This is a genomic window from Candidatus Falkowbacteria bacterium (genome assembly GCA_018674305.1).
Classification (GTDB): domain Bacteria; phylum Patescibacteriota; class Patescibacteriia; order UBA11705; family JABHMO01; genus JABMRF01.
On the sequence record JABHAL010000007.1, the window covers coordinates 48,269 to 74,502 of the forward strand.

Genomic DNA, 26,234 nt, shown 5'->3' on the forward strand with positions numbered 1-26,234 from the left:
TTATATTTTCCAAGGTCGTGGTTAAAGCCACGATTTTTTATTCTTCTATTACTAATTACTTTTTACTCATTACTAATTACACAAACTTATGGCACAAAACACACGATTAAAAAAGCTTTATACCTCTTTTGATAGAGACAAGCTTTACACAATCGAAGAAGCGCTAGCAACTGTAAAAAATTCAGCTACTGCTAAATTCGATGAAACAATTGAATTACACATTAGATTGGGTATTGACCCAAAAAAGGGTGACCAACAAGTTCGTAGCACCGTTGTCTTACCTCACACTTTCGGTGAAGCAAAAAAAGTAGCTGCCTTTGTACCAACAGACAGAGAAAAAGAAGCCAAGGAATCTGGTGCTGACAAAGTTTATACTGAAGCTGATGTTCAAGCTTTGAAGAAATCAGGCAAAATCGATTTTGATATTGCTGTTTCTGTCCCAGAATTTATGAAGAACCTAGCGCCATTAGCTAGAATTCTTGGTCCAAAAGGTTTAATGCCATCACCAAAAAATGACACTATTACTACCAACCTAAAAAAAACTATTGCTGAATTAAAAAAAGGTAAAATCGCATTTAAAAATGATGATTCTGCTAATATTCACCAAGCAATTGGTAAGGTCAGTACAGACGACAAAGCTTTGATCGAAAATTACAGAACCTTCTTAGAAGCTGTAACCAAAGCTAAACCAGAAACATCCAAAGGCACTTTTGTCAAAGGTTCAACTTTGTGTTCAAGCATGGGCCCTGGCGTAAAAGTTACACTGGAATAAATTTATTCCTTCAAATAAAAAACACCGCTCACATCCCAGGCTGTCATCCTGAACTTGTTTCAGGATCTAGCCTGCGAGAATAAACCCACTCAACAATTTTAGATTCTGAAATGAATTCATAATGACAAAATTGTTGGATTAAAAAAAACCGCTCACTTGGTGAGTCGGTTTTTTGTTGTTCAAAACGGCGGATTCATATGATAGTTTTTGTCCGCCTCCATCCCCTTTTCTTTCTCCAAGCGAAGAGCTCGCCGTTCTCGCAAAATCGCGCAGGCCGCCAATGACTGTGTAGCATTCGCAGCTACCCTCTTTTCATCTTTCTTGTTAAAACTTTCAGATCTTGTAAGGACCATTTGTGAAAACTCCAACAATTCTTCATCAGTCATGTCTTTGATCTTCTTTTTACCATCCACCATATTATCCTCCTATAAGAATAAGGCAAAACCATTCCCAATAAACAAAGATGCATAAAACCATGTAAGACTGGTATAGTTCATTATGTTAGTTTCTTGTGGAGATTCAACAACTCCAAACAAAATTAAAAGTGTAAAAACCAATAAGGCTGCCAGGCTACAAATAAAACTAACTGCTCGGCCGTATATAATTGAAAAAAATATGGCTGACAAAAAAACAATCACGCACAAACTTTCAGTTAAAAACATACCCACCTGAGCATGATTCACGCGAAGCAGTAGTAAATTTACAATCTTAAGAACAAACAACATTCCAACAAGACAAATGACCAATTGATGATTTTTCTTCTCAACTTCACATTTCAATGAGCTCATTTTTCACCTCCATATTGAACTAAATTTACCATCTAGAATCAGACTTGTCAATAATAAAAAACCGCTCACTTGGTGAGACGGTTATTTTTGGGAACTAACTACTTTACCCCGCAATCTTCACTTAATCTTATTGATCGAACTTTCTACGGAGTTCAGCCAAACGCAACGTTGAGTCTGCTAGCCTAGCACATGCTATCTTGATCTCTGGCTGGAAATGATCGACACCTGTCTCAATCAAAGAAGCAGCATAATCCAACAACTCATCCTGATCCATGTATTGAATTTTTTTTGGTGCATCCATTATACACTCCTAATCAACTGGCACAAAACCGGGGGTACTCTCTTCGATGAACTCTTCAAAACAATTAAAGCATATCACTTCGCCATGACGATAAGTGTTTCGCAAGTATTCTTCTAGCTTTGCCCTAAAGGCTCTATCTAGATTTAAAATGACAACTCCCCGCTTGACCTTCACAATTTCAAACTGACGGTGAATACCATCACCCTGCTCATCACATTCTGCGCAAGATCGCTCCACTCCTTCCTCAATAATGCTGAAAAAAATATGCAAGCCATTGAATCCAGCCTCAGCGTTCTTTACTACACATTTATACATGACATCCTCCTGTAAAATGAACCTAGTCTAAATTAAAAGCATTCTTTTAATCATTTTCTAATCCTAGCATTTACTATAATTTTTGTCAACCTTATACACTTCTCAGGCCTCAACTTATCTGGTAAAATAATTATGACAATGAAACTCATCTCATGCTTGTTGTATGGCTACTCAATATGATGAACAATTCCGAGCAGCGGTTCTCAAAATAATGAATGAAGGGTTTGATGAATACAATGAAAGAACCGGCCACACCTGTAAAGTTTTACCAGGTGTGACTTTTGAATTAGACACAGGGTTCCCTTTGCTAACCTTGAGAAAAATCCCAATAAAACTATTCGTGGCTGAGCAAATTTGGTATATTATGGGTAGTAGAAACCCCGATGACTTTGTTAATAAATTCACAGGAATTTGGAAAGATTTCACAGAAGAAGATGGCACCATTCCTGCAGCTTATGGTCACCGCTGGAGAAGCGCCTTTGGGAGAGATCAATTAGGCCTACTAGTTAAACATTTACAAGAAAATCCCGGCTCACGCCATGGAGTAGTCATTACCTGGGATCCACGTGAAGATGGTCTCGGTAATCCAGAATCAAAAAAGAACGTCCCCTGCCCTTACACTTGGACGGCTAACATTATAGGAAACAAACTACATATTCATTCTGTAATTAGATCAAACGACATGATGCTCGGCTGTCCACACGATGTGGCAGGTTTTTATTTATTACTTTGTGTCGTGGCTGCGAAACTTGGAGTTAAACCAGGAAAATTGACCCATACAATTTCCAATGCCCACATTTATGACATTCACTTTCAACATGCCTGGGAATTGGTGGAAAGAAATAATGATCACCCACCCCTTCAGTTTGAATCTCAAGCAGATCATTATGACCGAGCCGAAGCTGGTGATGAATCTTTGGTTCAAGAAATTGTAGACCAATTACAAAAAAATTATAATCCACTTGGTCCAATAAAAGGAATGAAGATAGTGTTATAAAATTATCAATTTTTCAATTTTCATTAAATTATAAATTATCAGTTTTCAAATTATTCACACGACACGATAATTGAAAATTAGATCATTGAGAATTTATTGCAAATTGGAAATTACAAATTGAAAATTATGAAAAACACCCTCATGATGGTAATCACAACAGACGGTTTTATTGCCAAAAATGCTGGCCAGCCGTCAATCGAATGGACGTCAAATGCGGACAAAGAACTTTTTGTTGAAAAAACTAAGCAAGCTGGCGTAATCATAATGGGCAATTCAACTTACAAAACTATCAACAGACCGTTACCCGGTCGATTAATTAAAGTTTTAACGCGAATTCCTGAGCAATTTACAAACATTGAAGGACAAATTGAATATACAAACAAACAACCACAAGAACTTCTAAAAGAACTTGAAGACAAAGGATTTACTGAAGCAATCCTGGCCGGCGGAACACAGGTCAATTCCCTATTTTTAGATCAAGGGTTAGTTGACGAATTGCTAATCACTATTGAACCAATTTTATTCGGTGGTGGATTAAATCTATTCAAGGATTTAAATTTGAACATTAAACTTGAACTTCTAGAATATAAGGATTTGGGAAGTAATGTAATTAATTTAAAATATAAAATAATAAAATAAGCGAGGGGTAATTATTCTAACAAAACAATATGTCTACTCTAACTAAAAAAGAAATCCTACAAAGAATCCAAGAAGGAAAAATTACTTTCGCTCCAGAACTAGATGAATTTCAACTATCACCGAACTCAATTGATCTTCGTGTTGGCTGGAGTTTTTATATTCCTCACAGTTGGAAAATGAATTCAAAAGGTCGAGTAGCTGTTATTGCTGATTACCTGGACTACCAGAACATGGAAGAATATTTTAAGTTAATTAAACTTAGCCCAGGTCAATGCTTTGAAATTCTTCCGAAGGAATTCATCTTGATTTCTACCTTAGAAAAAATAACCTTAAACTGTGGGGACATTGCTGGAACACTAATGCCCAGAAGTTCCGCGCTAAGAAGGGGCCTACAAATTGAAACTGGAATGATTGATTGTCGTTATAGTGGCCAATTAACTATTCCCGTGGTTAACAACTCTCATCATATTATAAAATTGTATCCAGGAGAAAGAATTTGCCAGGTACAACTATACAAACTAGAGAGTGATTTATCAAAAGAGGATGCAAAGAAACACGGCAAACAAGATGCTAAATATGCCGGTTCAACGCCCTACTCTCTAGAATCCAAGGCTGACAACACTGAAGAAATTGAACAAATTAAACAAGGTAACCTAATAGAGCTCAAGCAAAAAAATAATTTGAAGACGTTGGCAGAAACGTCGCAACAGCTACCCAAAACTAATCAAGGAAATACTAATGCTCAGCAACTATAAATCACTAAAGGCATATCCATATATGCCGCCTGGATGTGAAATTGTGTACGTCAAAGACGATAATCCTTTTATCCAGGCGGCGAAAAAAGTCGCTCTAGAATCTGGCTGTGTTAAACAATCAACTGGAGCTGTGATTGTAATTGACAATCAAATAGTTGCCCAAGGCTCTAATGCAGGCCTGCGAGTTGAAGTTTGCCCACGAGTAGTTGAGAAATGCGCCACTGGGAAAGGTTATCATCACTGCAAAGAGACTTGCAAACAAGATGGCCATGCCGAAGAACAAACAGCCAAGGATTTTCAAAGGAAAGCCTTAAGTTCTGAAGGTGCTGAAATGTTTCTTTGGGGTCATTGGTGGTGTTGTGAACCTTGCTGGGATTGGATAAAGAAAATTGGTTTAACAAAAGTTCATTTACTCGAAGGTGCCACTGAGATGTTTGACCTTGATGCCTCAAAATAAGGGCAAAAACTGCCCTTTTTATTTTACATAACACATATTAATATGAAAAAATTAATTATTGGATTTGTCGGTGAAATTGCTAGTGGCAAGGGCGAAGCTAGCGACTACATAACCAAAAAACACCAAACCGGTTATTTTCGTTTCTCTACAATTATCAGGGAAGTTCTCAAACGACTTCATCTAGAAGAATCACGAGAAACAATGCAAAGAATCTCTCTTGTTCTTCGAGAAAATTTTGGCCAGGACCTATTTGCAAAAGTAATAGCAAAAGATGCAGAAAATGATCCACATCAAATTGTTTGCGTAGACGGAATTCGAAGAACTCCCGACATAAAATATCTCCGAGAGCTCCCCAATTTTCATTTAATTAATATCCAAACTGAAGAAAAAATTCGATTTGAAAGAATCATCAGGCGTGCAGAAAACCCTGACGATAAAAACAAAACTTTTCAGGAATTTCAAAAAGATCAGCAAGGAGAAACTGAACTAACCATTCGCGAAGTTGCCAAGCAAGCTAATTTCATTGTAAATAACAATGGAACATTCGAAGAATTGTACTCTCAGCTTGACGACTTGATTACCAAATTAAATACAGGCTAAAAAAATGATTAATAAAATATAAAAATATGATTTTAGGAGTTGACGAACTTCATCGTCTAGTTAAAGAACAAAATCTAGTAGAAAATCTTTGTGATCGAGAATTAAATAATCCAGAGGGTTGTGGATTTGATCTTCGACTTGGTGCTGTATACGAAATTCAAGGTCAAGGCTATCTAGGTATTGAACAAAGAAAAACCCCAACCGAAAAGTTATTAGCTGAATATGACCCAACCAACAAACAATCATTCATTTTTGAACCTGGTAAATATTATTTAATGAAAACAATTGAACGTATCAACACCCCAGACAATCTGGCGGTTCTTTTTCGCCCTAGAACAACTATCTTTCGCTCCGGAATGATGATATTCACAGGAAACGTTGCTCCAGGTTACAAAGGTGAATTAATTTTTGGAATCACAAACATGGGAAATAACCCAATCAACATTGAATTGGGCGCTCGCGTAGTTCATGCCTTATTTATTGAAGTCAAAGGTTCAACTAACTTATACAGGGGCCAATGGCAGAACGGTCGAGTTAGCGCCAACCAACTTGAAACTCAAGTTTGACATATGAATATTCAGACCAAAAATCTCACCGCCAGTCTTATTCAGCTAACTGCTGAGAATATTTCGTTTTATGCTTTTCAACTTATAGTTGGTAATTGTTTAACCAGCAAATATAAGTTTACCAATGAATATATTCAACCACGAAAAACAGTCGAAGAATATGTAAACTTAATAAATGATTTTAAAAAACTAAACTTCAAGGGACACTTCCCTACTTTTGCCAGTTTAGTAAATGCTGAATTTATTCTAAACCAATCACAACTAAAAACTGTTCTTCACAAATCACTTAATCAAAACAAACCAGAATTGACACAACTTGCAGAACAATTAACATCTGATTCAATTACAACAACAACTACAGAAAATTTTGAGTCCCTTGAATATTCAAGTCAAGAAAAAAATTGCCCCTCTATCAGGATTTTAGACATCGACAAGTCATTCAAAAACAAACTCTTGTTTTATTATCTATTTTTCAGAAACAGCAACCCAATATCAGAACTGATGGACAAAGCTGAACTAATGACCATGGAAACTCAAGAACAAATTATCAAAAACATTTTCAACGCCGGTATTCAAGCTTCACTACCTTCGACCATAAGTAAATACCCATTTTGTACTACTCAATTAGCGGTTCCTTTCTCAGAATATTTACCAATTTTTAATATTATCCAACCATCAGTTTGTTTTCAACCTTTTTCCACCAGACATGGCTTTTCGACACCAGAGGAAGCTCCCAAATCAGAGCAACATGAACTATTATTAACTACCATGCAAAAAGCTAAAGATAATTTCGAAAAAAACAAGGACCCATATATCATTCCACTCAACTTCAAGCAAAGCGCCAATCTAACTATAAACCTACTCCAATACGAAAAGTTAAAAAAATCTAATCAACCAATAAGTCAATCAATCATAAAAGAAATAAAAAATAATTTTAATTTTTTACCATAAGCAATAATTATATGATGGAGGATCAAATCATGGGACAATTCATTGTTTTTGAAGGCGGTGAAGGGACTGGGAAAACCACCCAAATTCAACGACTAGAAAACCGATTCAAGAAACACGGTCATAACGTTTTTTTGACTCGTGAACCAGGTGGCACAGAATGTGTTCTGGCTGAAAAAATCAGAACCCTATTAAAAGATCCGGCCCACACGGAAATGGTGCCGGAAGCTGAATTATTTTTATTTTTGGCTTCACGTGCACAACACGTTCGTCAAGTTATTCTCCCTCATATAAAACGAGGGGAAATTGTTATTTCTGACCGTTTTCATGGTTCCACATTTGCCTATCAACATTTCGGACGTGGCCTGTTTAACTTAGAAGAAGTAAAAAAGATTAATCAATTTGCCACTGGTGGCCTTGAGCCACATTTAACAATTTTATTAGACATCGACCCTCATGCTGGAATTGGGAGGATTGGTGATAGAAGAGATGGTGATCGACTGGACAGTGAAAGCATGGGTTTTCACCAAAAAGTTCGTACTGGTTTTTTAACTCTAGCGGAAACTCGCGCAGACTGGGCAGTAGTTAATGCAGACAATAACATTGAAGCTATTCATGATGATATTTGGCGACATATAGTTCACAAACTAGAATTATAATGGAGGTTATTAATGTTTAGACGAGGTTGTATTGACGTAATTGTTAGTTGTATGCGTGGAGGAAAAAGTGAACTTGCTCTTCATTGGATAAACCAAGAAAGCTATGGTAAAGGCAGAAAATACTTAATATTTCAACCTGATATTGCTGACCGAGAAGTGTGCTTGACTAATGGTGAAAAAATTGAGACCAAAGGTAGAGCTGTAAGTCGTTGTGGAACAATTTCTCATGAAAATGCAATTATTTTTCCTAAAAATGATCCTTGGAAAATCCTGGAATTCATTACTCCGGACATCACCACTGTTCTGATTGAAGAAGGCCATTTTTGTCACACTGACTTAGTTAAAGTTTGTAAAATTCTGGCTGAAAAGCATCTAATTCGAGTAATTGTTACTGGATTAGATCAAACTTTCCTAGAAGAACCTTTTGGTCCTATGCCCCACCTTTTATGTGAAGCTGACCATGTGAGAAAACTAAGTGCTGTATGCATGCACTGTGGTGAAGCTCCAGCAACTAAAAGCTGGTTACATCCGACTTACAGAGAAAAAGTTCTTTCTGGATCAATTCATGTTGGTGATGAAGACTATCTTTCTGTTTGTCGACATTGCTTCCGCGAACTTGAAGCTAATCCACCGAAACCTTAAACAAAACAAGGGCTGTCTGCCACTCTCAGGCGCCCTTTATTTTTTAACCCAAATTTGTTATAATCTTCTTGTTATCACCTTTATCCCTTTTATCCCCTTTTTCCATATGAAACTTGAGACAATAATTGGCTTGGAGCTCCACGTTCAGCTAAAAACCAAAACTAAAATGTTTTGTTCCTGTTCCAATGCCGAAGCTGATCAACCAAATAAGAATATTTGTCCAATCTGCCTTGGTCATCCAGGAGTTCTACCAACTATAAACCAAGAAGCTGCCAGCATGGCCATCCGAGTAGCACTCGCTTTGAATTGTAAAATTGCCAACTTCACTAAATTTGATCGGAAAAATTACTTTTACCCAGACCTTCCAAAAGGTTATCAAATTTCACAATACGATAAACCAATTGCGGAACATGGCTGGATCGCCATTAATAACAAAGCTAAAGATGCTCTATCTGGTCGACTGGACAAAGAAGATGAACTCAAACGCATTGGTATCATTCGGTTACACATGGAGGAAGATTCGGCTAAATCAACTCATTCAGATAAAGACAGTTTAATTGATTATAATCGTGGAGGAACACCACTAATTGAGATTGTAACCGCTCCCCATTTTTCGACTCCAGGAGAAGCTAAAGCTTTTGCACAAGAATTAAGATTAATCATGCGTCACCTGGAAATATCTGATGCTGATATGGAGAAAGGTCACCTGCGTTGCGATGCTAACATTTCCCTTCGTCCTGAAGGAGATAGTAATTTATATCCCAAAGCCGAAATTAAAAATATCAATTCTTTTCGATCCATTGAAAGGGCCATGGCTCACGAGATTGAAAGACAAACCATTCTTTGGAGAGAAAACAATCCTCCGACCACAGAAGAAACTCGAGGCTGGGACGACGCCAAGGGGCAAACTGTTTCACAGAGAACCAAAGAGCAGGAACATGATTATAGATATTTTCCTGAACCAGATTTACCACCATTAACCTTCACTGAAAAACAAATCGACGAATTTAAAGCTGAACAACATGAACTACCACAAGACAAACGTCGTCGTTTTATGGACATGTATGGCTTCACAGGAGAGGAATCAAAAATATTAACTGAGGAGAAAAAGTTATCTTTTTACGTTGAACAAATTATTTCTGAACTCAAAGACTGGCTTCATTCACTAGAAGGCATTGAAGGAACAGAAGAAGAAATCTGGAATAGAAATAAGAAAAAAATTATCAAGCTAGTAACCGGATGGATAATTAATAAGTTTTTACCACTACTAGATGAACTAAAAATTCCGTTAACAAAAAATAAAATAACTGCCGAAAACTTTGCAGAATTTATTACTCTAATCTATCAAAATAAAGTTAACAGTGCTGCTGCACAAATGATTCTAAAGCAAATGGCCAAAACCGGAGCTGACCCCTCTCATGTAATGGACGACTTTGACTTAAGCCAAATTAGTTCAGAGAAAGATTTAGCAAGCATTATTCAAAAAGTCATAAAAGATAACCCCGAGCAAGTTGAACAATTCAAGGCTGGCAAAGAAACTGTTCTAAAATATTTTGTGGGACTAGTCATGCGAGAAACCAAAGGTAAGGCTGACCCAAAGAAAACAGAAAAGCTACTTAAAGATAAACTGTAAACAATAAACTTTCAATATAAAAAGAGCGGACCTCACGTGAGAAGTCCGCTCTTTGGTTTTACCACTCGTAGCAGTAGTGATCCGTCGCGCAGAAGAAACCACCTGGGCAATCGTAATCACTCCAGCAAACTTCTTCTTCGTAGCAGTGTCCGTCTACGTCACAATAGTACCCAGCTACACAATCATAGTCTGAATAACAACCGTCCTCGTAGTCGTAACAACTACCATCATCTGCGCAATAGGAATTCGTTGGACAATCGTAATCATCCCAGCAACCGTAGTCCGAACTTGAATACCCCGACTCATGACAGTAGCCGTACATATCACAGTACGTACCGTACGGACATTCGTCACTTGTGTAACAAGCGAATTCCACTGCTTCATAGCAGTAACCATCGGTGGCACAGTATGTATCGTACATACAATCACTGTCTGAGTAGCAATAGTCAGAAACCACAACGACCGAAGCACTCGGAGAAGAATAGGCATAGCAATATCCATCACTAGCACAATATTCATCCGAATAGCAGTCATAATCATCCCAACAAGCTGGATAGCAATCAATGCAATCAAGAACGCACCCAGACATCAAAATTACCACAATCACAAAGATAAACAAATATCTCATCACTCACCTCCTGGTTATTCACCATTAACATTATACTATATTTAACAGTTGAGTATAGCAAATATAGCACAAAAAGTCAATACTAGATCAAAGATATTGCACGTATATTACGCTAATATTAGACAAATATTATCATAACAGAAGCTGAATATTTGCTGAATATTTGTTCAATCTTTGATTTTAACATTGACATTCATTTTCAATTATGATAATTTAATTTCGAGCCTTGATGATTGCTGCGGAAATTGCGATCGGATGGGTTTTGGGGCACGGTAACTCCTGGTGCTCAGTTATGTGAGCGAAAGCTCACTGAGATAAAACTGGGATTTTCTAAAGCCTTAGGGACAGCTTATTAGCCGATGTGCTTTCAAGCAAGAACACCGTGGGACAATGCGGTGATCAGGCACCCAGGAATTTGCTTTTAGTGATTGGATCGATCCATAAAACGTTTTTCACAAAAAAGCTTTTTCCCGAAAGGTTACCACCGACCCAAACAAAAAAGTCTCGCAGTCAAACTGTGAGACTTTTCTTTTTATATAAAGTCGTTCACTAGATTATTCGCTTCATTATAATCCTTAATCCAATGGATTGTTTTATCTCTTTTGAACCAGGTTAACTGCCGTTTGGCGTAACGGCGCGTATCTCGTTTAACTAAACGAACGGCCTCTACGCCGTTAATTTCATTATTTAAAAATTGACAAACCTGCCGATAACCAATACCGCTCATAGAAGAAGAACTACAGTCATAACCTTTTTTGATCAAAGACTTTACTTCTTCAACTAAACCTTCCTTCATCATTTGATCTACTCGTTTGTCAATTTTTGCATACAGTTCTTCTCTTGGTAAAGCTATCCCAAGTTGTAAAAATTCAAATTCACCTTCCCCCACTTGAGGTTCCAATGGCTTTTTGGTTTTTAAAATAATTTCTGCCGCGCGCACAACTCTACGTGAATTGGAGGTGTCAATTTTATTTTCAATTCCTGGATCGATTTCCCTTATCTCACTTAGCAAAGCCTTAATCCCCTTTTTCTCAATCTGCTTTTCTAACCTGGCTCGAAGTTTCTCATCAAAACCGTCTAATAATTGATAATCATTTACCAATGCAGAAATATATAGTCCGGTTCCACCGACAATAATTGGCATCCGACTAGGATTGTCTTTTATAATTTGTTTAACTTGTTTTAACCAGTCGTCCAGACTAAACTCCTGATTCGGTTCAATAATATCCACCATGTATTCTTGAATTTGGTCCGAATGTTCCAAGTTTTTTTTCTTTAATCCTTGCTCCTTAATCTTTCCTGGCTCTTGGCTCTTGAATCCTGAATCCTCACCAACAAGATAATATTTTCCCTCTTTCCAAACACCTGGATCCTTGTTGGTGCCAATATCCATCTGTTTATAAACCTGGCGCGAATCTGCAGAAATCAAAAAACCGTTAAACTGTTTTGCGAGTTTGAGAGCGATACCTGATTTACCACTGGCGGTTGGACCAAGGACGATGATTACTTTTTGTTTTTTCTTGTTCATAAAAACATTAAAACAATAACAATAAAACATTAACTGGTCAATAGGTTGACTTTATTCAAAATACAATTACTTAAACAATCTATAAAGCTATTTTTTCATTTTAAAACCGTTCAAACGTTTGAACGGTTTATTGTTTTTTTGAAAATCTTTTTTAATTAATTCCATTTCCATCATTTCCTCTTGCCATAGTAGTTGCCCTTAGATTGAGCTCAATCATTTGTTGCTCTGACAAGTTAAAAATTGAACCAATTGTTTGATCATGACAAAATTCTAATACCCCCGCGGCAATTTCACTTGAGATAGCTAACTTTTCATCACTAGCAGTCCCATCAAACACATTACCTCCAGGAATATCATTTGTCCGACAAAATTTCATAATATCTGCCATCAACATTGCATGCATGGGCATATTGCCAGTTTTTCGTATCAGTTCAGCGCGTTCCAGCATTTTTCTAATATCTGCATTCATATCTCCTCCCCAAATTTAGAGTGCCGTTCTTAATCTATTTTAACACAACTACTTTATTAATTCACCATACAACAACCACTCTTGAGCTTTATTTACTTTTACCTTTATTAAATCGCCTACTTTCACATTGTCATTTTTCACTCGAACTCTTTTCATTTCCAAACTATTTCCCTCAGCATAACGAGTCGTCACTTTATCAATCAAAACCTCTACAACTTTATCTAAATACTTTTGATTTATTTCGAGAGCAATTTTTTTAACCAACGTTTGAATTTTATGCCAACGCCTTTTCTTTTCTTCATAGGAGACATCATCTTTAAATTCTGCTGCTTTAGTTCCGCTTCTTGGTGAATACATGGCATGATAGGAAATATCTAATCTTAATTTTTCATATAATTTCAAAGTGTTTTCGAACTGTTCTTTTGTTTCTCCAGGAAATCCCACAATAATATCCGTTCCAATCGTAATCTCTGGTTTAATTTTTCTTAATTTTTTAATAAGTAATAAAAAGTCCTCCGCTGTATATTTTCGATTCATCTTTTTTAGTATTTGATTATCACCTGACTGTAAAGCTAAATGAAGATGATTAATCATTTTTGGCAAGGCTAAAGCTTGAATCACATCATCATGTAAATCTTTTGGGTGACTAGAAGTGAAACCAATTCGTTTTAAATCCTTTATTTGATCCACCTCCCAGAGAAGTTTGGCAAAATTTTGTTTAAATGGATTTTCAGCAGAAAAACCATTGCTGGGATTATATGAATTGACATTCTGACCTAGCAAATGAATTTCTTTTACACCAGAAGCAACCAAACTTTTAACCTCCTCCACAACTTTTTTAACCGGGCGACTAACTTCTCGACCACGAGCATATGGCACAGCGCAATAACTACAATAATTATTACAACCAGTCATAATTGGGACATATGCTAGATAATCTTTTTTTAATTTTGGTAGAGTGTCAAAATAGTTTTCACTGGTATACTCCTGTTTTGAGTGTAAGAACTTTTCTAGTTCACTCAATTTTTTTATATTAAAAACAAAATCAAACTTTTTTTGAAAACTTTTCTTATCTTCATCAAGCAAACAGCCAGTTAAAATAGTAGTAAGTTCTTTTTTTGATTTTAACATCTTACATTTTTTAACAATCCCCCAAATTCGATCAATTGCAGTTTGTCTTACGCTACAAGCATTTACCACGATAAAATCTGCTTGCTCCATTTTCTCTACTAGTGAATAACTTAGGTGTTCAAAAACAGCCGCCACTCTTTCAGAATCCGACTTATTCATTTGACAACCATAAGTTATAACATGATATGTTTTCATACGTACAAAATAGCATAATTTACACAATTATTCAAGCTTGACAAAACTCTTCAAATTACGCAAAATATATGCTACAATGTCAAAGAATTTAAGATTTTGAAATTCGCTTATATATGTTGATTCATTTCCATCAATTTATCAATAAGTTAAAAAACACTCCCGCCTGGAAAAATAAGTTAATTTTGATTTCCAGTGGGATTGGTATTTTAATTAATATTTTGATCTGGTTGCTAATTTATTACAAGTTCTACCCAGCAGTTTATAACCTACCAGAAGAACAAGCTTTTATTCCCTTGCATTATAATATTTATTTAGGCATTGATCTTTTTGGTCGCTGGCAAAAAATATTCTACTTACCTGGAATTGGCTTAGCAATTTTTCTAATAAACACAATTTTTGCGCTGATTATCTACAACAAAAAAGAACTGGTCAGCTACTTTCTAACAATTACTTCAACTGTGTGCCAAGTATTATTATTTTTCTCAACATTACTAACAATTTTAATTAATATTTAGTTATGGAAACAGCCCTAGTATTTAAAATCGGACTTTTAAGTCTTTTTTCTTTCTTAATTGCTTTTTTTTCAACTCCGCTATTAACTCATTTTTTGTACAAATATAAAATGGGAAAGCAAATCCGAGACTCTAAGTCAGCTCCAATTTTTGCTTCCCTACACAAAGCAAAGTCAGGTACCCCAACCATGGGTGGGATTTTAATTTGGGCGCCTGTACTATTCTTAGCTCTACTCTTCCCTTTTCTAGAAATGTTCTGGCCCGGAAGCGTTGTCAGTAAATTAAACTTTTTGACCCGAGAACAAACCTTATTGCCACTAGGTCTATTAATGTTTGCTGCCGTTGTCGGTCTGATCGATGATTATCTAGGTGTTCGAAAAATAGGTCCCAAAGGAGGTGGTCTAAGCGTTATTTACCGACTTAGCCTGTACACTATCATTGCGGCCATTGGTGCGCTATGGTTTTATTTCAAGTTAGATTGGGACGTTTTTCATGTACCCTTTGTCGGCAATTTTGAAATTGGTTTTTGGTATATTCCATTATTTGTTTTCATAATCGTGGCTACTGCTTTTTCAGTCAACGAAATTGATGGTCTCGATGGTCTTGCTGGTGGAACTTTAGCCACAACTTTTGCAGCACTAGGTGCCATTTGCTTTGCTCAAGGGAAATTTGAATTAGCTGCTATGTGTGGCGTTATCATGGGAGCCCTGGTGGCTTTTTTATGGTTCAATATCAATCCAGCCCGCTTCTTTATGGGTGACACTGGAGCAATGAGCTTAGGAATAACCGTTGGAATCATTGCTATGTTAACCAATACAGCATTGCTATTACCCATAATCGGATTACTCTTTGTAATTGAATCTTTATCTGTAATAATTCAAGTGTTGTCAAAAAAAATTCGCAAAAAGAAAGTCTTTCTTTCAGCTCCGATTCATCACCATTTTCAAGCTCTTGGCTGGCCAGAGCAAAAAGTTGTTATGCGATTTTGGCTAATTTCTTCAATTACTGCAGTGGCCGGTGTAATAGTTTTTCTATTAGATAAAGGCTGGTATTAACCCTATAATATCCAATACGCAATGCCAAATAAAACATTACCAAACTATAAAAATAAAAAAATTCTAATCTTAGGATTAGGTTTACTTGGTCGTGGTCTCAAAGACGCGATTTTTTTTGCTGAGAAAGGCGCGCAAGTCACAGTTACAGATTTGAAAACTGCCGAAGAACTTGAAACCTCACTAGAAAAACTAAAACCTTATTCAAATATCAAATATACACTGGAAGAACACAAAGAAGAAGACATTCTAAGTGCAGACTTGATCATTCGCAATGCAGGAATTCCACTAAAGTCCCCCTTTTTGAAATTAGCTTTCAAAAATAACATTCCCGTTGATATGGACGAATCATTATTTGCTGAATATTGTCCCTGTCCAATTATTGGTATAACTGGGACTCGTGGTAAAAGTACAACCACCACAATAATTGGACAAATGCTGCAAAAAATTTGGGCAAATGAAAAAAGGAATGTTTATATTTCAGGAAATCTCCAAGGTGAAGCGACCTTACCCCTAATCAATCAGGTAACAAAAAATGATTTAGTCGTTTTGGAATTATCCAGTTGGCAATTACAAGGATTCGGCTGGAAAAAAATCAGTCCACACATTGCTGTTTTCACTAATATCTTTCCAGATCATCTCAATAGCTACAAATCCATGCGCGAGTATATTAATGACAAAAAACTAATTTTTCAAAATCAAAAAAAATCTGACTACTGTTTAATTAATGCTGAAAATAACTACACAAAAAAGATTTCCTCTGAAATCAAATCAAAAACAATAAATTTTCACAAAAAGGATGTCCCAGCCTCCTGGAAACTAAAAGTTGATGGAGCTCACAATCTAGAAAACTTGTCAGCCGCGTTAGCGGTAGGTAAAATTTTAGGTTTCACAAAAAAACACATGAGGGACTCAATCGAAGCTTTTTCAGGAATTGAACACCGACTAGAAAAAGTTGGCACTGTTAACGATATTAAATTTATAAATGACACCACTAGCACAACTCCAATAGCTGGAAAAATGGCTCTAAATTCAGTCGAGCCTCCAGTTATACTTTTAGCTGGTGGAGCAACAAAAAATCTCAATCTGACAGAATTCGCAAGAACTATTGTTAAAAAAGTAAAAGTAGTTGTTCTTCTCGAGGGGTCTGCGACTGATGAACTTGAAAAGAAAATAATAAAATATGGCGGTAAAAACATTATTGCTGGTAGGTATAATGATTTCAAGAAAGCGATTGAACACGCCTACAGCCTAAGCCTGCCTGGTGATACAATTCTACTTTCTCCAGGTTGCGCCAGCTTTGGAATGTTTATTAACGAATTTGATCGTGGTGAGCAATTTAAAACTTTTGTTAAACAACTTAAATAAATGCACCAAAAAAGATCAAAATACCATTCTCCTGACATGCCCCTAATCGTAACATTGGGGGTACTTATTGTCTTAGGCTTGATTGTCTTGTCGTCAGCTGGTACAGCAGTTGGTTATCAAAAGTTCAATGATAGTTACTATTTTGCAAAACATCAAATTCTATTTGGGTTACTTCCAGGATTAGCTTTACTTTTTATTTTTGCTAGAATTAATTACCAAATTTGGAAGAAATTCATTTTGCCCTTATTAGCTGTTTCAATATTACTTTTGGTCATAGTTTTTATACCTGGTGTTGGTGTTCAATATGGAACGGCGAAAAGTTGGATCAACATGGGTGGATTCTCTTTTCAGCCAGCTGAACTTGTTAAATTGACCTTTTTATTGTACTTGGCAACCTGGTTAGAAAAACGAGGAACTTTCGGTGTTAAGGATTTGTATTCCGGATTTTTACCATTTGTCTTTCTAATCGGTATAATTTCAGTATTGATGTTACTACAACCAGACATGGGAACTTTATCAATTATCATTTTCATGTGTATTGCAGTTTACTTTGCCTCAGGCGCAAAATTCAAACATGTGTTTTTTTTATTTCTGGCTGGCGCCAGCTCAATTTACCTTCTAATAATCAACTCTGCTTACCGAGCAGCCAGATTAACCACTTTTCTACATCCAGAACTTGATCCGCAAGGAATTGGCTATCACATTAATCAGGCTTTTTTAGCAATTGGATCTGGTGGTTTTTGGGGACGAGGCTTTGGTCACTCCAGACAAAAATTTCAATATTTACCAGAAGCAACTGGTGATTCAATTTTCGCAATATACGCTGAGGAGCTAGGTTTTATTCTCTGTATCTTCTTGTTGGCATTATTTATTTTCCTAATGTATAGAGGATTAATAATTGCGAAACATTCTATTGATCAATTTGGTCGACTTGTGGCTACTGGTATTGTAAGTTGGTTAGTGTTTCAAGCATTTTTCAATATTGCTTCCATGTCTGGACTTTTACCGATGACCGGCATCCCCTTGCCATTCATAAGCTATGGGGGTTCAGCGCTAGCTGTAACTATGATGGCCATGGGCATATTAATAAATATTTCTAAACAAACAAAAATGCTAAAATAAAAATCAGCTTTTCCAGCTGATTTTTACTTCATGTGCTTTCCACTGTTACGGCGCCATCTGCCGTAATTTTTTTATAGTTGAAGTTATAACTTTAATAAAATGACTGATTTCATCTTCAGAATTAAATCTTCCAAGAGAGATACGAACACTGCCATGAGACCACTCAGGTTTAATTCCCATCGCGGTTAAAACATGAGAAGGTTCCAAAGACCCAGAAGAACAAGCGCTACCAGTTGAAATTGCAATACCCTCCATGTCCAACATCATCAAGATGCTTTCACCTTCTGCTTTTAGAAAACTAATATTGATCAAATTTGGCAATTGACTTTCAGACTCGCCATTAAAACGAACATTTTCAATATTTTCCAATTCCTTGACTATCTGTTCTTTGATTTTTTTCACTTTTTTACTTTCTTCTCCTACTAATTCAATTGCCTCGCCTAATCCCGCAACGCCTGGCACATTCAAAGTACCTGGTCGCAAATTATATTCCTGATGACCTCCACAAATGATTGGTTCCAGCTTAGCAGCAGCTCGAATATATAGCGCACCAACACCTTTGGGGCCATATATTTTATGACCTGATAAACTCAAAAAATCAACGCCAAGATTATCAACCTTGCAATCAAGATAATTAACTGCTTGGACTGCATCAGTGTGAAAATAAATTGGTAGCCCTGAACTCCCCCTGTTCGTCTGAACTTGTTTTAGGATTTCGTCAACCTTTTTTAATGGCTGAATAGAACCGACTTCATTATTGGCATACATTATTGAAACCAAAACTGTGTTATCTTTTATTTTACTTTCCAGTTGTTCAAGATCAATAATTCCAGCTTTATCAACCTTAACATAATCAACTTCGACCATTGGACGTTTTTCCAATTCCTTACAAACTTCCAATACTGCTGGGTGTTCAATCTGAGATGTTATTATGTGAATTTCTTTATTTTGTTTTGTAAAGTACTTAACGACTCCTTGTAAAATCAAATTATTTGATTCCGTTGCGCCTGATGTGAAAATAATTTCCTGGGCTTCACAACCCAAAAATCTGGCCACCTGGTCTCTGGCTTTATCAACTGCAGCTAATGCCTTTTGACCAAAACTGTGCATTGATCCAGAATTACCAAACTCTTCCTGTAAATATGGCGCCATGGTTTCAAAAACTTTTGGATCAACCTTAGTGGTTGCTGAATTGTCGTAATAAATTTTCATAAAAGTTAATTAAACGAACTGGGTGAATTAAGTTAAATTAGCTGAATTACTTAATCTCTTAATTCTCTTTTCAAAAATTAAACAGCTTCAACATCTTTCACCTCTGGAAATTCCTCTTTTAATAATCTTCCGATACCATCTTTGAGTGTGACTTGCGACATTGGACAACCATGGCAAGCGCCAGTTAATTTAACTTTAACAATACCATCCACAAAATCAACAAACTCAACGTCTCCGCCGTCAGCTTGTAACATTGGTCTTATTTTTTCTAGAGCTTTTTCAATTTTATCTTTCATAAATTTAATATTTACTATTAATTATTTACTTTTGTAATCTTCTATTGCTTTTTTTAACCCTTCTTCTGCTAAAACTGAACAATGATATTTAAGAGCTGGGACTTGTCCTAATTTCTTTACAATATCGTCTTTTGTAATAGCAAAAGCTTGTTTAAAAGTCTTTCCCTTGGCCAACTCGGTCAAAACTGAAGTTGCAGCAATAGCTGCTGCGCAACCTAAAGTTTCAAATTTAACATCTTCTAAAATTGTATCGTCTCCTAGTTCTTCACCTACTTTAATATATATTTTCATTACATCACCGCACTTAATATTACCAACCTCCCCGACACCATCAGCATCTTCTATCTGACCTTGATTTCTGGGACTTTTAAAATGATCCATTAGTTCTTCTGAATATTGCATATTTTTTATAATTCACTTAGTTTAATATTTTTTAACGTTTTAGTTATTTGTTTATAAAGTTTAGTCCAAATTGGTAAAACTTTGCACTTGCAATCACAACATGCCCCACTTGTTACACACTCATACGGAGCAACTGAACCCTCAAGAGCTTCAATTACTTGAAGAGAATTTATCTTGCTTGCAGGCTTGGTTAAATAATAACCACCCTTAACACCTTTATCTGCCTTTACCAAACCAGCTTTTTTTAGACTAGCAAATAATCGTTCCAAATAAGATAGCGAGATTTTTTCCTTATCAGCAATCCAAGCCAAAGAAACTGACTTTTTGCCAGCTTTATCTAAATGTACAATTGCCCTTAGACCATACTCTGCTTTGGTGCTAAATTTCATAAAAATAAATACCAACTAGTTTAGTTGGTATTAGTGTAGCACACTTAAAAATAGTGTCAAGTTGTTAGTTCTCTACAGATTTAATCCGAGCATTCCTCATATCGCTCAGCCCCTCATACAACCCTGCTTTGTATTTATCCAGTGATTCACCGTAAAAAAGAATTCTTATTGCATCAGCAAAGTTTCTAGTCACGGGAATAACTGTTAACTTTTTCAAAACAGCTCTTTTCTCTGGATCAATCGGAATTGTGTCAGTTACAATTACTTCCTGGATTGAGGTATTGGCTTCCATGGCAGCTAAGCCCTTCATGGAACTAAACACTGCGTGAGTCGGTGCTAAAATTAAGGATTTAACACCTTTTGAAATGAGAAAGTCTGCACCATCATTCATTGTTCCACCACTGGCTACTTCGTCGTCTGGCATAATGCCAATTCGTCCCTTGACTCTATCAACGCCAATTAACGCTTCTGGCACGGCCTTTTCATCATCACCATATCGACGTTTATCAATGATTGCCATAGGTAAACCCAGGTTAGTTGCCAAGGCACCACAGGGCTTGGAATCACCGACGTCAGGTGCAATTACCGCATAATTAGTTAAATCATGCTTTTCCAAAAAATGTCGAGCAATGATCGGCTTTCCCTTGAGAACCTCCACTTTGACTCTTTTCTCATCAAAGAAACCATTAATCTGAGCAAAGTGTGGGTCCATCAATAATATGCGATCAGCTCCTGATTCAGTAAGCAAATCAGCCATTAATCGCGCGCCTATACAAACTCTCGCATGATCTTTTTTGTCACTACGCACATACGGCATATATGGCATCACAACCGTGACGCTGGATGCTCCGGAAGTTTTCAAAGCATGAATCATCAAAAATAACTCCATGATCATATCGCTAAGCCGAAGATTACATCCCCACAGGTCATTACCCTGTTCGTCTTTTCCTATCAAGGCCCTGCCGTGTGCTTGAGTTTGGATTATAAAACAATGAAAATCTCTGACATTTTCCTTGATATCAACCAAACAGTTGCCATTAGAGAACCAAGTAATTTGTTTGCCTTTTTTGTCAGCCAGATCAGGTTCATACAACTTCACATCTAAATGCCTTGCAACTTCACGTGCAAACTTCAAATGTGAATTACCTGCAAATAACTTCAATCCCTTAGGCATAGTTTTTCTCCCTTGATTCAGGTGCAATGTGTAATCTGAACCGTAGAACATAATAAATATTGGTCACAACAATAGTTTAGCAAACCAGTCAATTTTGTCAAAATAAAAAAGCTACTCAATATAAGTAGCTATTCTCTATGTTAATTATCGAGAATTCCTTTTACTAACAGAACTCGTTTGGAACCCTTTAACATCTTCTTTTCTTTTTCATCATCTTCAACTAATTCATCGTATGGGCGAAATGGTTGGCCATCAGTTTTTAAGGGCAGATCATGAATTGCTTCAATAATCGTTTGGTATTTATATTTATAACCATCCCCTTTTCGGGTTCCCACATCATTGGTAATAAATTCATTGCGGTCATAACCACGAATAACTAAGAAGTGATATAAAGGACCAGGCTCTGTATAATTTGGATTACCCAATTCACGGCCAGCAGTCGGGATTAATATTAAATAACCCTGGCTTAAATATTTTTTCATTAAATCAACTTCAACCTGCTCAACAATTTTCACATCCAAATTAAAATACTCTTTTGCCATAATCTCAACTTCTACAAGCTCAGTATCAGAATACAAGCCAAACTTTTGTTTCTCCCACTCAACAACTTCAATGATTTCTTTGTCCATTAATTCATTGGTCAATTTTTTATTATTAAAATAATAATAAGCTTGAATTAGAGCTGCTTCTTCACAAGCTTCCTGATATGGCAAGTCCCAATTAGCCAGCGGAGCTTGAGAGGCAAAATCCACATTTAAATTTACCGTAGTTGGAACTTCTTCTTCTTTAGGCTCATTTTCTAAATCAACTTGCCAATCTTTTACTTTGTATTCAAAACTAGCCAACTGATCCTGAACCTGGCCAATAGCTTGATCATAGCTTGCTCCGTTAAGAACAGCCAAACTAATTAGAATTAAGATGAATAACTTCATATAATTGATTTATACATATAGCAAACCAAATTTTTGAGTAACTGTCAATTTAATACCTTAAATAACTAAATTTGTTGATAAATACTTGACAAAGTCGATAAATTTTTATAAACTGTATATCAGCTAATGACTGATGAATTCTAAAAACATAAATAACTAAATTTAGCGATATATGGCACATAAAAAAGCGGGTGGTAGTAGTTCAAATTTAAAAGATTCAAATGCACAAAGACTTGGTGTTAAGAAATATGGTGGCCAAACTGTTAGAGCCGGTAATATTTTGATTCGCCAAAGAGGGACAAAAGTTCATCCTGGAAAAAATGTAATGAAAGGAAAAGATGATACTTTATTTTCAACAATTGATGGAATAGTAGAATTTTCAAAAAAGAAAATGAAGACGTTTACTGGCAAATTGAAAAGACGAACTTTTATAAGTATTGAACCTGGAAAAAAATAATCCTCTCAGATAAAGAGAAAAGGATGGAGATATGACTCCATCCTTTTTTGTTTTATTCAAAACACATAAACTCTGTAAACCAAGCCTCGCCTTCTCCTACCGAATCAATCAAACCAGGAATTTCAATTTCAAAATTGTGACTGCATAATACTTCAGCTTCAGTCGGGTCAAAACATGACCAAAGTTCTGGGTACTTGCAAGCACAATTGAAATCAATCCAGGGCTGACCACGCAAACAAAGTTCCTGTTTAGTCGTTTGCATTACAGCAGGAGAACCAATTGACTCCCCTGTTGAACCGTACCAAATAAATGCCTTCATATTTGAAGGACAACTAACCGTACAAACAATTTCAAAAGGCTCAGGCTCAACTTCTGGTTCAGGTTCAACTTCTGGCTCAGGCTCAACTTCTGGTTCAGGTTCTACTTCTGGTTCAGGTTCTACCTCTGGCTCAGGCTCAACTTCTGGTTCAGGTTCAACTTCTGGCTCAGGCTCAACTTCTGGTTCAGGTTCTACCTCTGGCTCAGGCTCAACTTCTGGTTCAGGTTCAACTTCTGGCTCAGGTTCTACCTCTGGCTCTGGTTCTACTTCTGGCTCAGGTTCATCAATGGTAATTGAATATTGACCATATTCACCAGGATTTTGACACTGCTTACTCATATCAACAGTAATCATTTCATCAAAGCCAGGAATACTCTCCAGTAGTTCTGGGTCACCAATCAAGGTCACCGGCAACTTGTCATAACCCATCTGTTCAAACAAGTCCCAACTTTCAAAATTTCTAAGAGTTCCTTGATTATCTACAACAAAGGTTAAACCTTCACCATAAGCTGGCACATTGAAAGTTGGTTTTAACAAAGTACCATGTCGAATGTACAGCGGTCCCCCATTTGCATAAATAGAAAAGTATTGTTCATTAGCCTGATTAACAGACAATTCAACAACAGCACCTGAAATGTTCCAACTATTAAAACTTGCCTCTGAAGCAAACTGGTAAACAGAACCGCCATTCGAATCAAAGGTCTGTTTTTCCATTAGATAATAGATGTCATCAACTTTAAATAGTTCTCGATACGGTTGCCAATCAATCTCACCACCATATTCATAACAGTTGAATTCTTTTTGTGAAATTGAGATAATCTTTTGCCAATCGTAATTGTGAGCATTAAACACTGCCTCGTTTTTGATCCAATAAGTCTTGGAGTCTATCAAAATGTAAACCTTTGCATTACCGATCACTTGAACCAGACTACCATCTGGATGCCAGGTCACCTTGGAAGTATCCACAACTAAACTAGCGTAATTTGACGTTTTCCAGGAGGCTAGGAATGTTGCGTACGAATAGCTATTGAAAGAACCTTGTGTTTTTCCAGGATCATGCACAACTACGTTATCCTCTGTTAAGCCAACCACTACCATAAAATGTCCCATCTTGGTTGGGTCCATTTGCACATTAACTGCTACCATCACTGGATTATCTTTCTCTAACTTTGCCTGCAAATAGCTCAGTTGGCCAATGTTCTTTTTCACTACCGGCCCTAGCTTGTATTTCCCGGTCAAAACATTAGCTATTTGTGTGATGCTAGTTGAATTACCATCATAATATTCAGCATCCAACTGTGGTTGAATATACTCATTATCATACAACCAATCAATAACAATCTTGATCTCGTCTTCGTCCGCGTCAATTTCTAAATATGTGGAAGCTAACATGACCGCTGAAGTTGGACCGCAATTCATATTATCATCCCAATCACCAGGTGGAGACTGTGACTTAAATGTCACATTTTCAAGCAACACATCATTTGCCAAAACTGGCCAGCACCAAAACAAAATGAATACACTTAGTAAAAATCTTTTCATGACGTCCTCCTAAAAAACAAATCTGGAAATGAATTGATAATACATGTCGACTGCTTTACTTTGTTCTGTTTGTCTAAACAACAAGGCAAAGTCAAACACTCCTTGTTCGCCTTTGGCAATGAATCGCGTCTGTCCTTCGATCAAGCCAGTCTTGATAGTTAAACTAATAGCTTCAACTTCCGGCTGGTATGGGACTTGATAATAATCATACTCAGCCACCAACTGCGGATAAATAATCTGCAGAATTTCTGGCCAATCTCCGCTAAGCCCAGGATAGAAATCCACCGAAAACGCCATAAAGTCCGTAGCATACTTTTCAGTGTTGACCTGCCACTCACCGCCGAAATCTTGATAATAGTCCTCAGGCAAAACTGCGCCTCTGACAATTTGGTTCTCAGTATTTTTAATTTCATAGCTCAAACAGTTTATAGATTCATGTTTAACAATTCGCCAATCAGCGGGAAACTGAAAACTGATTTCGTCTTCATGTAATTGCCAATCTAGAGTCGCTTGCTCAGCAATATTATCATCTGAACTCAAATTTACTGTCTGACTATTTTCCCAAGAATAATCTTCTTCTAGCTCAACATGACGAACACAGCCCGGCGTAAAGACTATCCACATTGTTACTAAGATCACCACATACAAAAGAATCCCCATTTTCTCCAATCTACACATAACTTTCTCCTTTTAATTTAGAGTTACCGCTCGCCAAGGAAACTTATTCATAATTTGATTGACATAAGTTCTACTTGTTCCCTGATAGAGCATGATCATTTCGTGAACCTGTTCGCCATTTTGCACCAAAATAGTTGGTGCATTCCAATAATGATTTGTATTCCAATTAAGCTCAACTACTTGTCTCTGTCCAACATCAACGACGCGATGAGAGAAATAATTCGACTGATATTTTTGTTCTAAATACTCTTCCCAATTTATTGGTAAACGAGCATCACTGATTTTTATCAAGAACAAACTGTAGTCAGCTTTGCTTTTTCTTTCTTCTCTGGCCCCTTTCTCATCCACTTCAATAAGACAAAACAAAATTGAACGTCCAACCTGCTTAACAATGTAAATGTTTTTACTTAATAGCTGAGGATCCTTGAGCCATAAAATTGGAAAATTGAAAATTTGTAATTTACTGGCTTCCCATTTACGTGGATTATACCCGAAAGCTGATACTCCAACATTTCCGTTTGAAGCTAAACGAACATCTGGATCAATTACCTTAATTTTCTCATAATCAATTGGTTCATTGGTTCTAGCTTTCCTAAATTGTAGTTCTGGTTGACTTGCACATGAAACGAGAAATACGCTTAGTAAAAACAAACATACCTTTTTCATTTTACGCCCCCCTAATTGTCAATGAACAATTCGCCACTCTGGCGATAATGACCAATTAATCAATTGATCAAACTCTAAATAAATTCAAAA

General features: G+C 36.5%; 33 protein-coding genes. 16 read left to right on the forward strand and 17 right to left on the reverse strand.

Annotated features, from left to right (window positions below; genetic code table 11):
- The first annotated feature begins 88 nt into the window (after positions 1 to 88).
- Positions 89 to 772: a 50S ribosomal protein L1 gene (locus HN643_03120; protein MBT7500633.1), complete on the forward strand. Its 684-nt coding sequence runs from the start codon at positions 89 to 91 to the stop codon at positions 770 to 772.
- A gap of 179 nt (positions 773 to 951) precedes the next feature.
- Here the strand turns inward: HN643_03120 and HN643_03125 are convergent, their stop codons facing one another.
- The 4 genes from HN643_03125 to HN643_03140 form a co-directional block, all read right to left on the reverse strand.
- Positions 952 to 1,188: a hypothetical protein gene (locus tag HN643_03125; protein ID MBT7500634.1), complete on the reverse strand. Its 237-nt coding sequence runs from the start codon at positions 1,186 to 1,188 to the stop codon at positions 952 to 954.
- A 9-nt stretch (positions 1,189 to 1,197) separates the two neighbouring features.
- Positions 1,198 to 1,560 (reverse strand): hypothetical protein, encoded by a 363-nt coding sequence (locus HN643_03130; GenBank protein ID MBT7500635.1) that lies wholly within the window; start codon positions 1,558 to 1,560, stop codon positions 1,198 to 1,200.
- A 127-nt stretch (positions 1,561 to 1,687) separates the two neighbouring features.
- Positions 1,688 to 1,861, reverse strand: coding sequence for a hypothetical protein (locus tag HN643_03135; GenBank protein ID MBT7500636.1), 174 nt, complete (start codon positions 1,859 to 1,861; stop codon positions 1,688 to 1,690).
- Positions 1,862 to 1,870: 9 nt separating this feature from the next.
- Positions 1,871 to 2,176 (reverse strand): hypothetical protein, encoded by a 306-nt coding sequence (locus tag HN643_03140; GenBank protein MBT7500637.1) that lies wholly within the window; start codon positions 2,174 to 2,176, stop codon positions 1,871 to 1,873.
- A gap of 163 nt (positions 2,177 to 2,339) precedes the next feature.
- Between HN643_03140 and HN643_03145 the strand changes: the two genes are divergently transcribed.
- The 10 genes from HN643_03145 to gatB all read left to right on the forward strand — a co-directional run bounded on the left by HN643_03145 (position 2,340) and on the right by gatB (position 10,072).
- A complete protein-coding gene (locus tag HN643_03145; GenBank protein MBT7500638.1) occupies positions 2,340 to 3,173 on the forward strand; it encodes a thymidylate synthase in 834 nt (277 codons plus the stop codon).
- 126 nt (positions 3,174 to 3,299) lie between these two features.
- On the forward strand, positions 3,300 to 3,812 hold the full coding sequence (locus tag HN643_03150; protein ID MBT7500639.1) for a dihydrofolate reductase: 513 nt from the start codon (positions 3,300 to 3,302) through the stop codon (positions 3,810 to 3,812).
- A 29-nt stretch (positions 3,813 to 3,841) separates the two neighbouring features.
- Positions 3,842 to 4,567 carry a dCTP deaminase gene (gene dcd / locus HN643_03155; protein ID MBT7500640.1) on the forward strand — a complete coding sequence of 242 codons (726 nt, stop codon included), beginning with the start codon at positions 3,842 to 3,844 and terminating at the stop codon, positions 4,565 to 4,567.
- A 22-nt stretch (positions 4,568 to 4,589) separates the two neighbouring features.
- Complete coding sequence (locus tag HN643_03160; GenBank protein ID MBT7500641.1) at positions 4,590 to 5,024, forward strand: hypothetical protein; 435 nt, start codon at positions 4,590 to 4,592, stop codon at positions 5,022 to 5,024.
- 42 nt (positions 5,025 to 5,066) lie between these two features.
- Positions 5,067 to 5,624, forward strand: coding sequence for an AAA family ATPase (locus tag HN643_03165; GenBank protein ID MBT7500642.1), 558 nt, complete (start codon positions 5,067 to 5,069; stop codon positions 5,622 to 5,624).
- Positions 5,625 to 5,650: 26 nt separating this feature from the next.
- Positions 5,651 to 6,190 (forward strand): hypothetical protein, encoded by a 540-nt coding sequence (locus tag HN643_03170; GenBank protein ID MBT7500643.1) that lies wholly within the window; start codon positions 5,651 to 5,653, stop codon positions 6,188 to 6,190.
- A gap of 3 nt (positions 6,191 to 6,193) precedes the next feature.
- The gene (locus tag HN643_03175) at positions 6,194 to 7,141 is read left to right on the forward strand and encodes a hypothetical protein (GenBank protein MBT7500644.1); all 948 of its coding nucleotides are present in this window, start codon (positions 6,194 to 6,196) and stop codon (positions 7,139 to 7,141) included.
- Between the two features lie 11 nt (positions 7,142 to 7,152).
- A complete protein-coding gene (locus HN643_03180; GenBank protein MBT7500645.1) occupies positions 7,153 to 7,797 on the forward strand; it encodes a dTMP kinase in 645 nt (214 codons plus the stop codon).
- A gap of 12 nt (positions 7,798 to 7,809) precedes the next feature.
- Complete coding sequence (locus HN643_03185; GenBank protein ID MBT7500646.1) at positions 7,810 to 8,439, forward strand: hypothetical protein; 630 nt, start codon at positions 7,810 to 7,812, stop codon at positions 8,437 to 8,439.
- A gap of 106 nt (positions 8,440 to 8,545) precedes the next feature.
- The gene (gene gatB, locus HN643_03190; protein ID MBT7500647.1) at positions 8,546 to 10,072 is read left to right on the forward strand and encodes an Asp-tRNA(Asn)/Glu-tRNA(Gln) amidotransferase subunit GatB; all 1,527 of its coding nucleotides are present in this window, start codon (positions 8,546 to 8,548) and stop codon (positions 10,070 to 10,072) included.
- Between the two features lie 58 nt (positions 10,073 to 10,130).
- Here gatB and HN643_03195 read toward each other — a convergent pair whose 3' ends face one another.
- The 4 genes from HN643_03195 to miaB all read right to left on the reverse strand — a co-directional run bounded on the left by HN643_03195 (position 10,131) and on the right by miaB (position 14,023).
- Positions 10,131 to 10,700, reverse strand: coding sequence for a hypothetical protein (locus tag HN643_03195; protein MBT7500648.1), 570 nt, complete (start codon positions 10,698 to 10,700; stop codon positions 10,131 to 10,133).
- Between the two features lie 532 nt (positions 10,701 to 11,232).
- A complete protein-coding gene (gene miaA, locus HN643_03200; protein MBT7500649.1) occupies positions 11,233 to 12,228 on the reverse strand; it encodes a tRNA (adenosine(37)-N6)-dimethylallyltransferase MiaA in 996 nt (331 codons plus the stop codon).
- A 151-nt stretch (positions 12,229 to 12,379) separates the two neighbouring features.
- A complete protein-coding gene (locus HN643_03205) occupies positions 12,380 to 12,697 on the reverse strand; it encodes a hypothetical protein (GenBank protein ID MBT7500650.1) in 318 nt (105 codons plus the stop codon).
- Between the two features lie 48 nt (positions 12,698 to 12,745).
- Complete coding sequence (miaB, locus tag HN643_03210) at positions 12,746 to 14,023, reverse strand: tRNA (N6-isopentenyl adenosine(37)-C2)-methylthiotransferase MiaB (protein ID MBT7500651.1); 1,278 nt, start codon at positions 14,021 to 14,023, stop codon at positions 12,746 to 12,748.
- 113 nt (positions 14,024 to 14,136) lie between these two features.
- On the opposite strand from miaB, the gene HN643_03215 reads away from it, so the two are divergent.
- The 4 genes from HN643_03215 to ftsW all read left to right on the forward strand — a co-directional run bounded on the left by HN643_03215 (position 14,137) and on the right by ftsW (position 18,077).
- Positions 14,137 to 14,538 (forward strand): hypothetical protein, encoded by a 402-nt coding sequence (locus HN643_03215; GenBank protein MBT7500652.1) that lies wholly within the window; start codon positions 14,137 to 14,139, stop codon positions 14,536 to 14,538.
- Between the two features lie 107 nt (positions 14,539 to 14,645).
- Positions 14,646 to 15,590 (forward strand): phospho-N-acetylmuramoyl-pentapeptide-transferase, encoded by a 945-nt coding sequence (gene mraY, locus HN643_03220; protein ID MBT7500653.1) that lies wholly within the window; start codon positions 14,646 to 14,648, stop codon positions 15,588 to 15,590.
- A 21-nt stretch (positions 15,591 to 15,611) separates the two neighbouring features.
- Positions 15,612 to 16,955 (forward strand): UDP-N-acetylmuramoyl-L-alanine--D-glutamate ligase, encoded by a 1,344-nt coding sequence (gene murD / locus HN643_03225; protein MBT7500654.1) that lies wholly within the window; start codon positions 15,612 to 15,614, stop codon positions 16,953 to 16,955.
- Positions 16,956 to 18,077 carry a putative lipid II flippase FtsW gene (gene ftsW, locus HN643_03230; protein ID MBT7500655.1) on the forward strand — a complete coding sequence of 374 codons (1,122 nt, stop codon included), beginning with the start codon at positions 16,956 to 16,958 and terminating at the stop codon, positions 18,075 to 18,077.
- A 45-nt stretch (positions 18,078 to 18,122) separates the two neighbouring features.
- Here ftsW and HN643_03235 read toward each other — a convergent pair whose 3' ends face one another.
- The 6 genes from HN643_03235 to HN643_03260 form a co-directional block, all read right to left on the reverse strand.
- Complete coding sequence (locus HN643_03235) at positions 18,123 to 19,289, reverse strand: cysteine desulfurase (GenBank protein ID MBT7500656.1); 1,167 nt, start codon at positions 19,287 to 19,289, stop codon at positions 18,123 to 18,125.
- 77 nt (positions 19,290 to 19,366) lie between these two features.
- Positions 19,367 to 19,585 carry a NifU family protein gene (locus tag HN643_03240; protein MBT7500657.1) on the reverse strand — a complete coding sequence of 73 codons (219 nt, stop codon included), beginning with the start codon at positions 19,583 to 19,585 and terminating at the stop codon, positions 19,367 to 19,369.
- A gap of 21 nt (positions 19,586 to 19,606) precedes the next feature.
- On the reverse strand, positions 19,607 to 19,987 hold the full coding sequence (locus tag HN643_03245) for an iron-sulfur cluster assembly scaffold protein (protein MBT7500658.1): 381 nt from the start codon (positions 19,985 to 19,987) through the stop codon (positions 19,607 to 19,609).
- 5 nt (positions 19,988 to 19,992) lie between these two features.
- Complete coding sequence (locus HN643_03250) at positions 19,993 to 20,376, reverse strand: Rrf2 family transcriptional regulator (GenBank protein MBT7500659.1); 384 nt, start codon at positions 20,374 to 20,376, stop codon at positions 19,993 to 19,995.
- A gap of 64 nt (positions 20,377 to 20,440) precedes the next feature.
- Positions 20,441 to 21,550 carry a ribose-phosphate pyrophosphokinase gene (locus HN643_03255; protein MBT7500660.1) on the reverse strand — a complete coding sequence of 370 codons (1,110 nt, stop codon included), beginning with the start codon at positions 21,548 to 21,550 and terminating at the stop codon, positions 20,441 to 20,443.
- Positions 21,551 to 21,690: 140 nt separating this feature from the next.
- Entirely contained in the window at positions 21,691 to 22,482 is a 792-nt protein-coding gene (locus HN643_03260; protein MBT7500661.1) for a hypothetical protein, read from the reverse strand.
- 172 nt (positions 22,483 to 22,654) lie between these two features.
- Here HN643_03260 and rpmA point away from each other — a divergent pair, with 172 nt between their 5' ends.
- Positions 22,655 to 22,939 (forward strand): 50S ribosomal protein L27, encoded by a 285-nt coding sequence (gene rpmA / locus HN643_03265; protein MBT7500662.1) that lies wholly within the window; start codon positions 22,655 to 22,657, stop codon positions 22,937 to 22,939.
- A gap of 52 nt (positions 22,940 to 22,991) precedes the next feature.
- Here rpmA and HN643_03270 read toward each other — a convergent pair whose 3' ends face one another.
- The 3 genes from HN643_03270 to HN643_03280 are packed head-to-tail and all read right to left on the reverse strand — an operon-like array spanning position 22,992 to position 26,144.
- On the reverse strand, positions 22,992 to 24,800 hold the full coding sequence (locus HN643_03270; GenBank protein MBT7500663.1) for a hypothetical protein: 1,809 nt from the start codon (positions 24,798 to 24,800) through the stop codon (positions 22,992 to 22,994).
- Positions 24,801 to 24,809: 9 nt separating this feature from the next.
- Positions 24,810 to 25,478, reverse strand: a complete 669-nt coding sequence (locus tag HN643_03275; protein ID MBT7500664.1) for a hypothetical protein — start codon at positions 25,476 to 25,478, stop codon at positions 24,810 to 24,812.
- A gap of 12 nt (positions 25,479 to 25,490) precedes the next feature.
- Positions 25,491 to 26,144: a hypothetical protein gene (locus HN643_03280; protein ID MBT7500665.1), complete on the reverse strand. Its 654-nt coding sequence runs from the start codon at positions 26,142 to 26,144 to the stop codon at positions 25,491 to 25,493.
- Positions 26,145 to 26,234 lie beyond the last annotated feature (90 nt).

Excerpts from the sequence above, each read along its gene's own strand:
- HN643_03150 (MBT7500639.1), top strand. The coding sequence starts at position 3,300 with ATGAAAAACACCCTCATGATGGTAATCACAACAGACGGTTTTATTGCC.
- HN643_03235 (MBT7500656.1), bottom strand. The coding sequence starts at position 19,289 with ATGAAAATTTATTACGACAATTCAGCAACCACTAAGGTTGATCCAAAA.
- HN643_03160 (MBT7500641.1), top strand. The coding sequence starts at position 4,590 with ATGCCGCCTGGATGTGAAATTGTGTACGTCAAAGACGATAATCCTTTT.
- HN643_03195 (MBT7500648.1), bottom strand. The coding sequence starts at position 10,700 with ATGAGATATTTGTTTATCTTTGTGATTGTGGTAATTTTGATGTCTGGG.
- HN643_03255 (MBT7500660.1), bottom strand. The coding sequence starts at position 21,550 with ATGCCTAAGGGATTGAAGTTATTTGCAGGTAATTCACATTTGAAGTTT.
- murD (MBT7500654.1), top strand. The coding sequence starts at position 15,612 with ATGCCAAATAAAACATTACCAAACTATAAAAATAAAAAAATTCTAATC.
- HN643_03185 (MBT7500646.1), top strand. The coding sequence starts at position 7,810 with ATGTTTAGACGAGGTTGTATTGACGTAATTGTTAGTTGTATGCGTGGA.
- HN643_03125 (MBT7500634.1), bottom strand. The coding sequence starts at position 1,188 with ATGGTGGATGGTAAAAAGAAGATCAAAGACATGACTGATGAAGAATTG.
- HN643_03140 (MBT7500637.1), bottom strand. The coding sequence starts at position 2,176 with ATGTATAAATGTGTAGTAAAGAACGCTGAGGCTGGATTCAATGGCTTG.
- HN643_03260 (MBT7500661.1), bottom strand. The coding sequence starts at position 22,482 with ATGAAGTTATTCATCTTAATTCTAATTAGTTTGGCTGTTCTTAACGGA.
- HN643_03245 (MBT7500658.1), bottom strand. The coding sequence starts at position 19,987 with ATGCAATATTCAGAAGAACTAATGGATCATTTTAAAAGTCCCAGAAAT.
- HN643_03180 (MBT7500645.1), top strand. The coding sequence starts at position 7,153 with ATGATGGAGGATCAAATCATGGGACAATTCATTGTTTTTGAAGGCGGT.
- HN643_03145 (MBT7500638.1), top strand. The coding sequence starts at position 2,340 with ATGGCTACTCAATATGATGAACAATTCCGAGCAGCGGTTCTCAAAATA.
- HN643_03135 (MBT7500636.1), bottom strand. The coding sequence starts at position 1,861 with ATGGATGCACCAAAAAAAATTCAATACATGGATCAGGATGAGTTGTTG.
- HN643_03240 (MBT7500657.1), bottom strand. The coding sequence starts at position 19,585 with ATGAAAGATAAAATTGAAAAAGCTCTAGAAAAAATAAGACCAATGTTA.
- gatB (MBT7500647.1), top strand. The coding sequence starts at position 8,546 with ATGAAACTTGAGACAATAATTGGCTTGGAGCTCCACGTTCAGCTAAAA.
- mraY (MBT7500653.1), top strand. The coding sequence starts at position 14,646 with ATGGGAAAGCAAATCCGAGACTCTAAGTCAGCTCCAATTTTTGCTTCC.
- miaA (MBT7500649.1), bottom strand. The coding sequence starts at position 12,228 with ATGAACAAGAAAAAACAAAAAGTAATCATCGTCCTTGGTCCAACCGCC.
- rpmA (MBT7500662.1), top strand. The coding sequence starts at position 22,655 with ATGGCACATAAAAAAGCGGGTGGTAGTAGTTCAAATTTAAAAGATTCA.
- HN643_03205 (MBT7500650.1), bottom strand. The coding sequence starts at position 12,697 with ATGAATGCAGATATTAGAAAAATGCTGGAACGCGCTGAACTGATACGA.
- HN643_03175 (MBT7500644.1), top strand. The coding sequence starts at position 6,194 with ATGAATATTCAGACCAAAAATCTCACCGCCAGTCTTATTCAGCTAACT.
- HN643_03130 (MBT7500635.1), bottom strand. The coding sequence starts at position 1,560 with ATGAGCTCATTGAAATGTGAAGTTGAGAAGAAAAATCATCAATTGGTC.
- HN643_03280 (MBT7500665.1), bottom strand. The coding sequence starts at position 26,144 with ATGAAAAAGGTATGTTTGTTTTTACTAAGCGTATTTCTCGTTTCATGT.
- ftsW (MBT7500655.1), top strand. The coding sequence starts at position 16,956 with ATGCACCAAAAAAGATCAAAATACCATTCTCCTGACATGCCCCTAATC.
- HN643_03165 (MBT7500642.1), top strand. The coding sequence starts at position 5,067 with ATGAAAAAATTAATTATTGGATTTGTCGGTGAAATTGCTAGTGGCAAG.
- HN643_03250 (MBT7500659.1), bottom strand. The coding sequence starts at position 20,376 with ATGAAATTTAGCACCAAAGCAGAGTATGGTCTAAGGGCAATTGTACAT.
- miaB (MBT7500651.1), bottom strand. The coding sequence starts at position 14,023 with ATGAAAACATATCATGTTATAACTTATGGTTGTCAAATGAATAAGTCG.
- HN643_03170 (MBT7500643.1), top strand. The coding sequence starts at position 5,651 with ATGATTTTAGGAGTTGACGAACTTCATCGTCTAGTTAAAGAACAAAAT.
- HN643_03215 (MBT7500652.1), top strand. The coding sequence starts at position 14,137 with ATGTTGATTCATTTCCATCAATTTATCAATAAGTTAAAAAACACTCCC.
- HN643_03120 (MBT7500633.1), top strand. The coding sequence starts at position 89 with ATGGCACAAAACACACGATTAAAAAAGCTTTATACCTCTTTTGATAGA.
- HN643_03270 (MBT7500663.1), bottom strand. The coding sequence starts at position 24,800 with ATGAAAAGATTTTTACTAAGTGTATTCATTTTGTTTTGGTGCTGGCCA.
- dcd (MBT7500640.1), top strand. The coding sequence starts at position 3,842 with ATGTCTACTCTAACTAAAAAAGAAATCCTACAAAGAATCCAAGAAGGA.
- HN643_03275 (MBT7500664.1), bottom strand. The coding sequence starts at position 25,478 with ATGTGTAGATTGGAGAAAATGGGGATTCTTTTGTATGTGGTGATCTTA.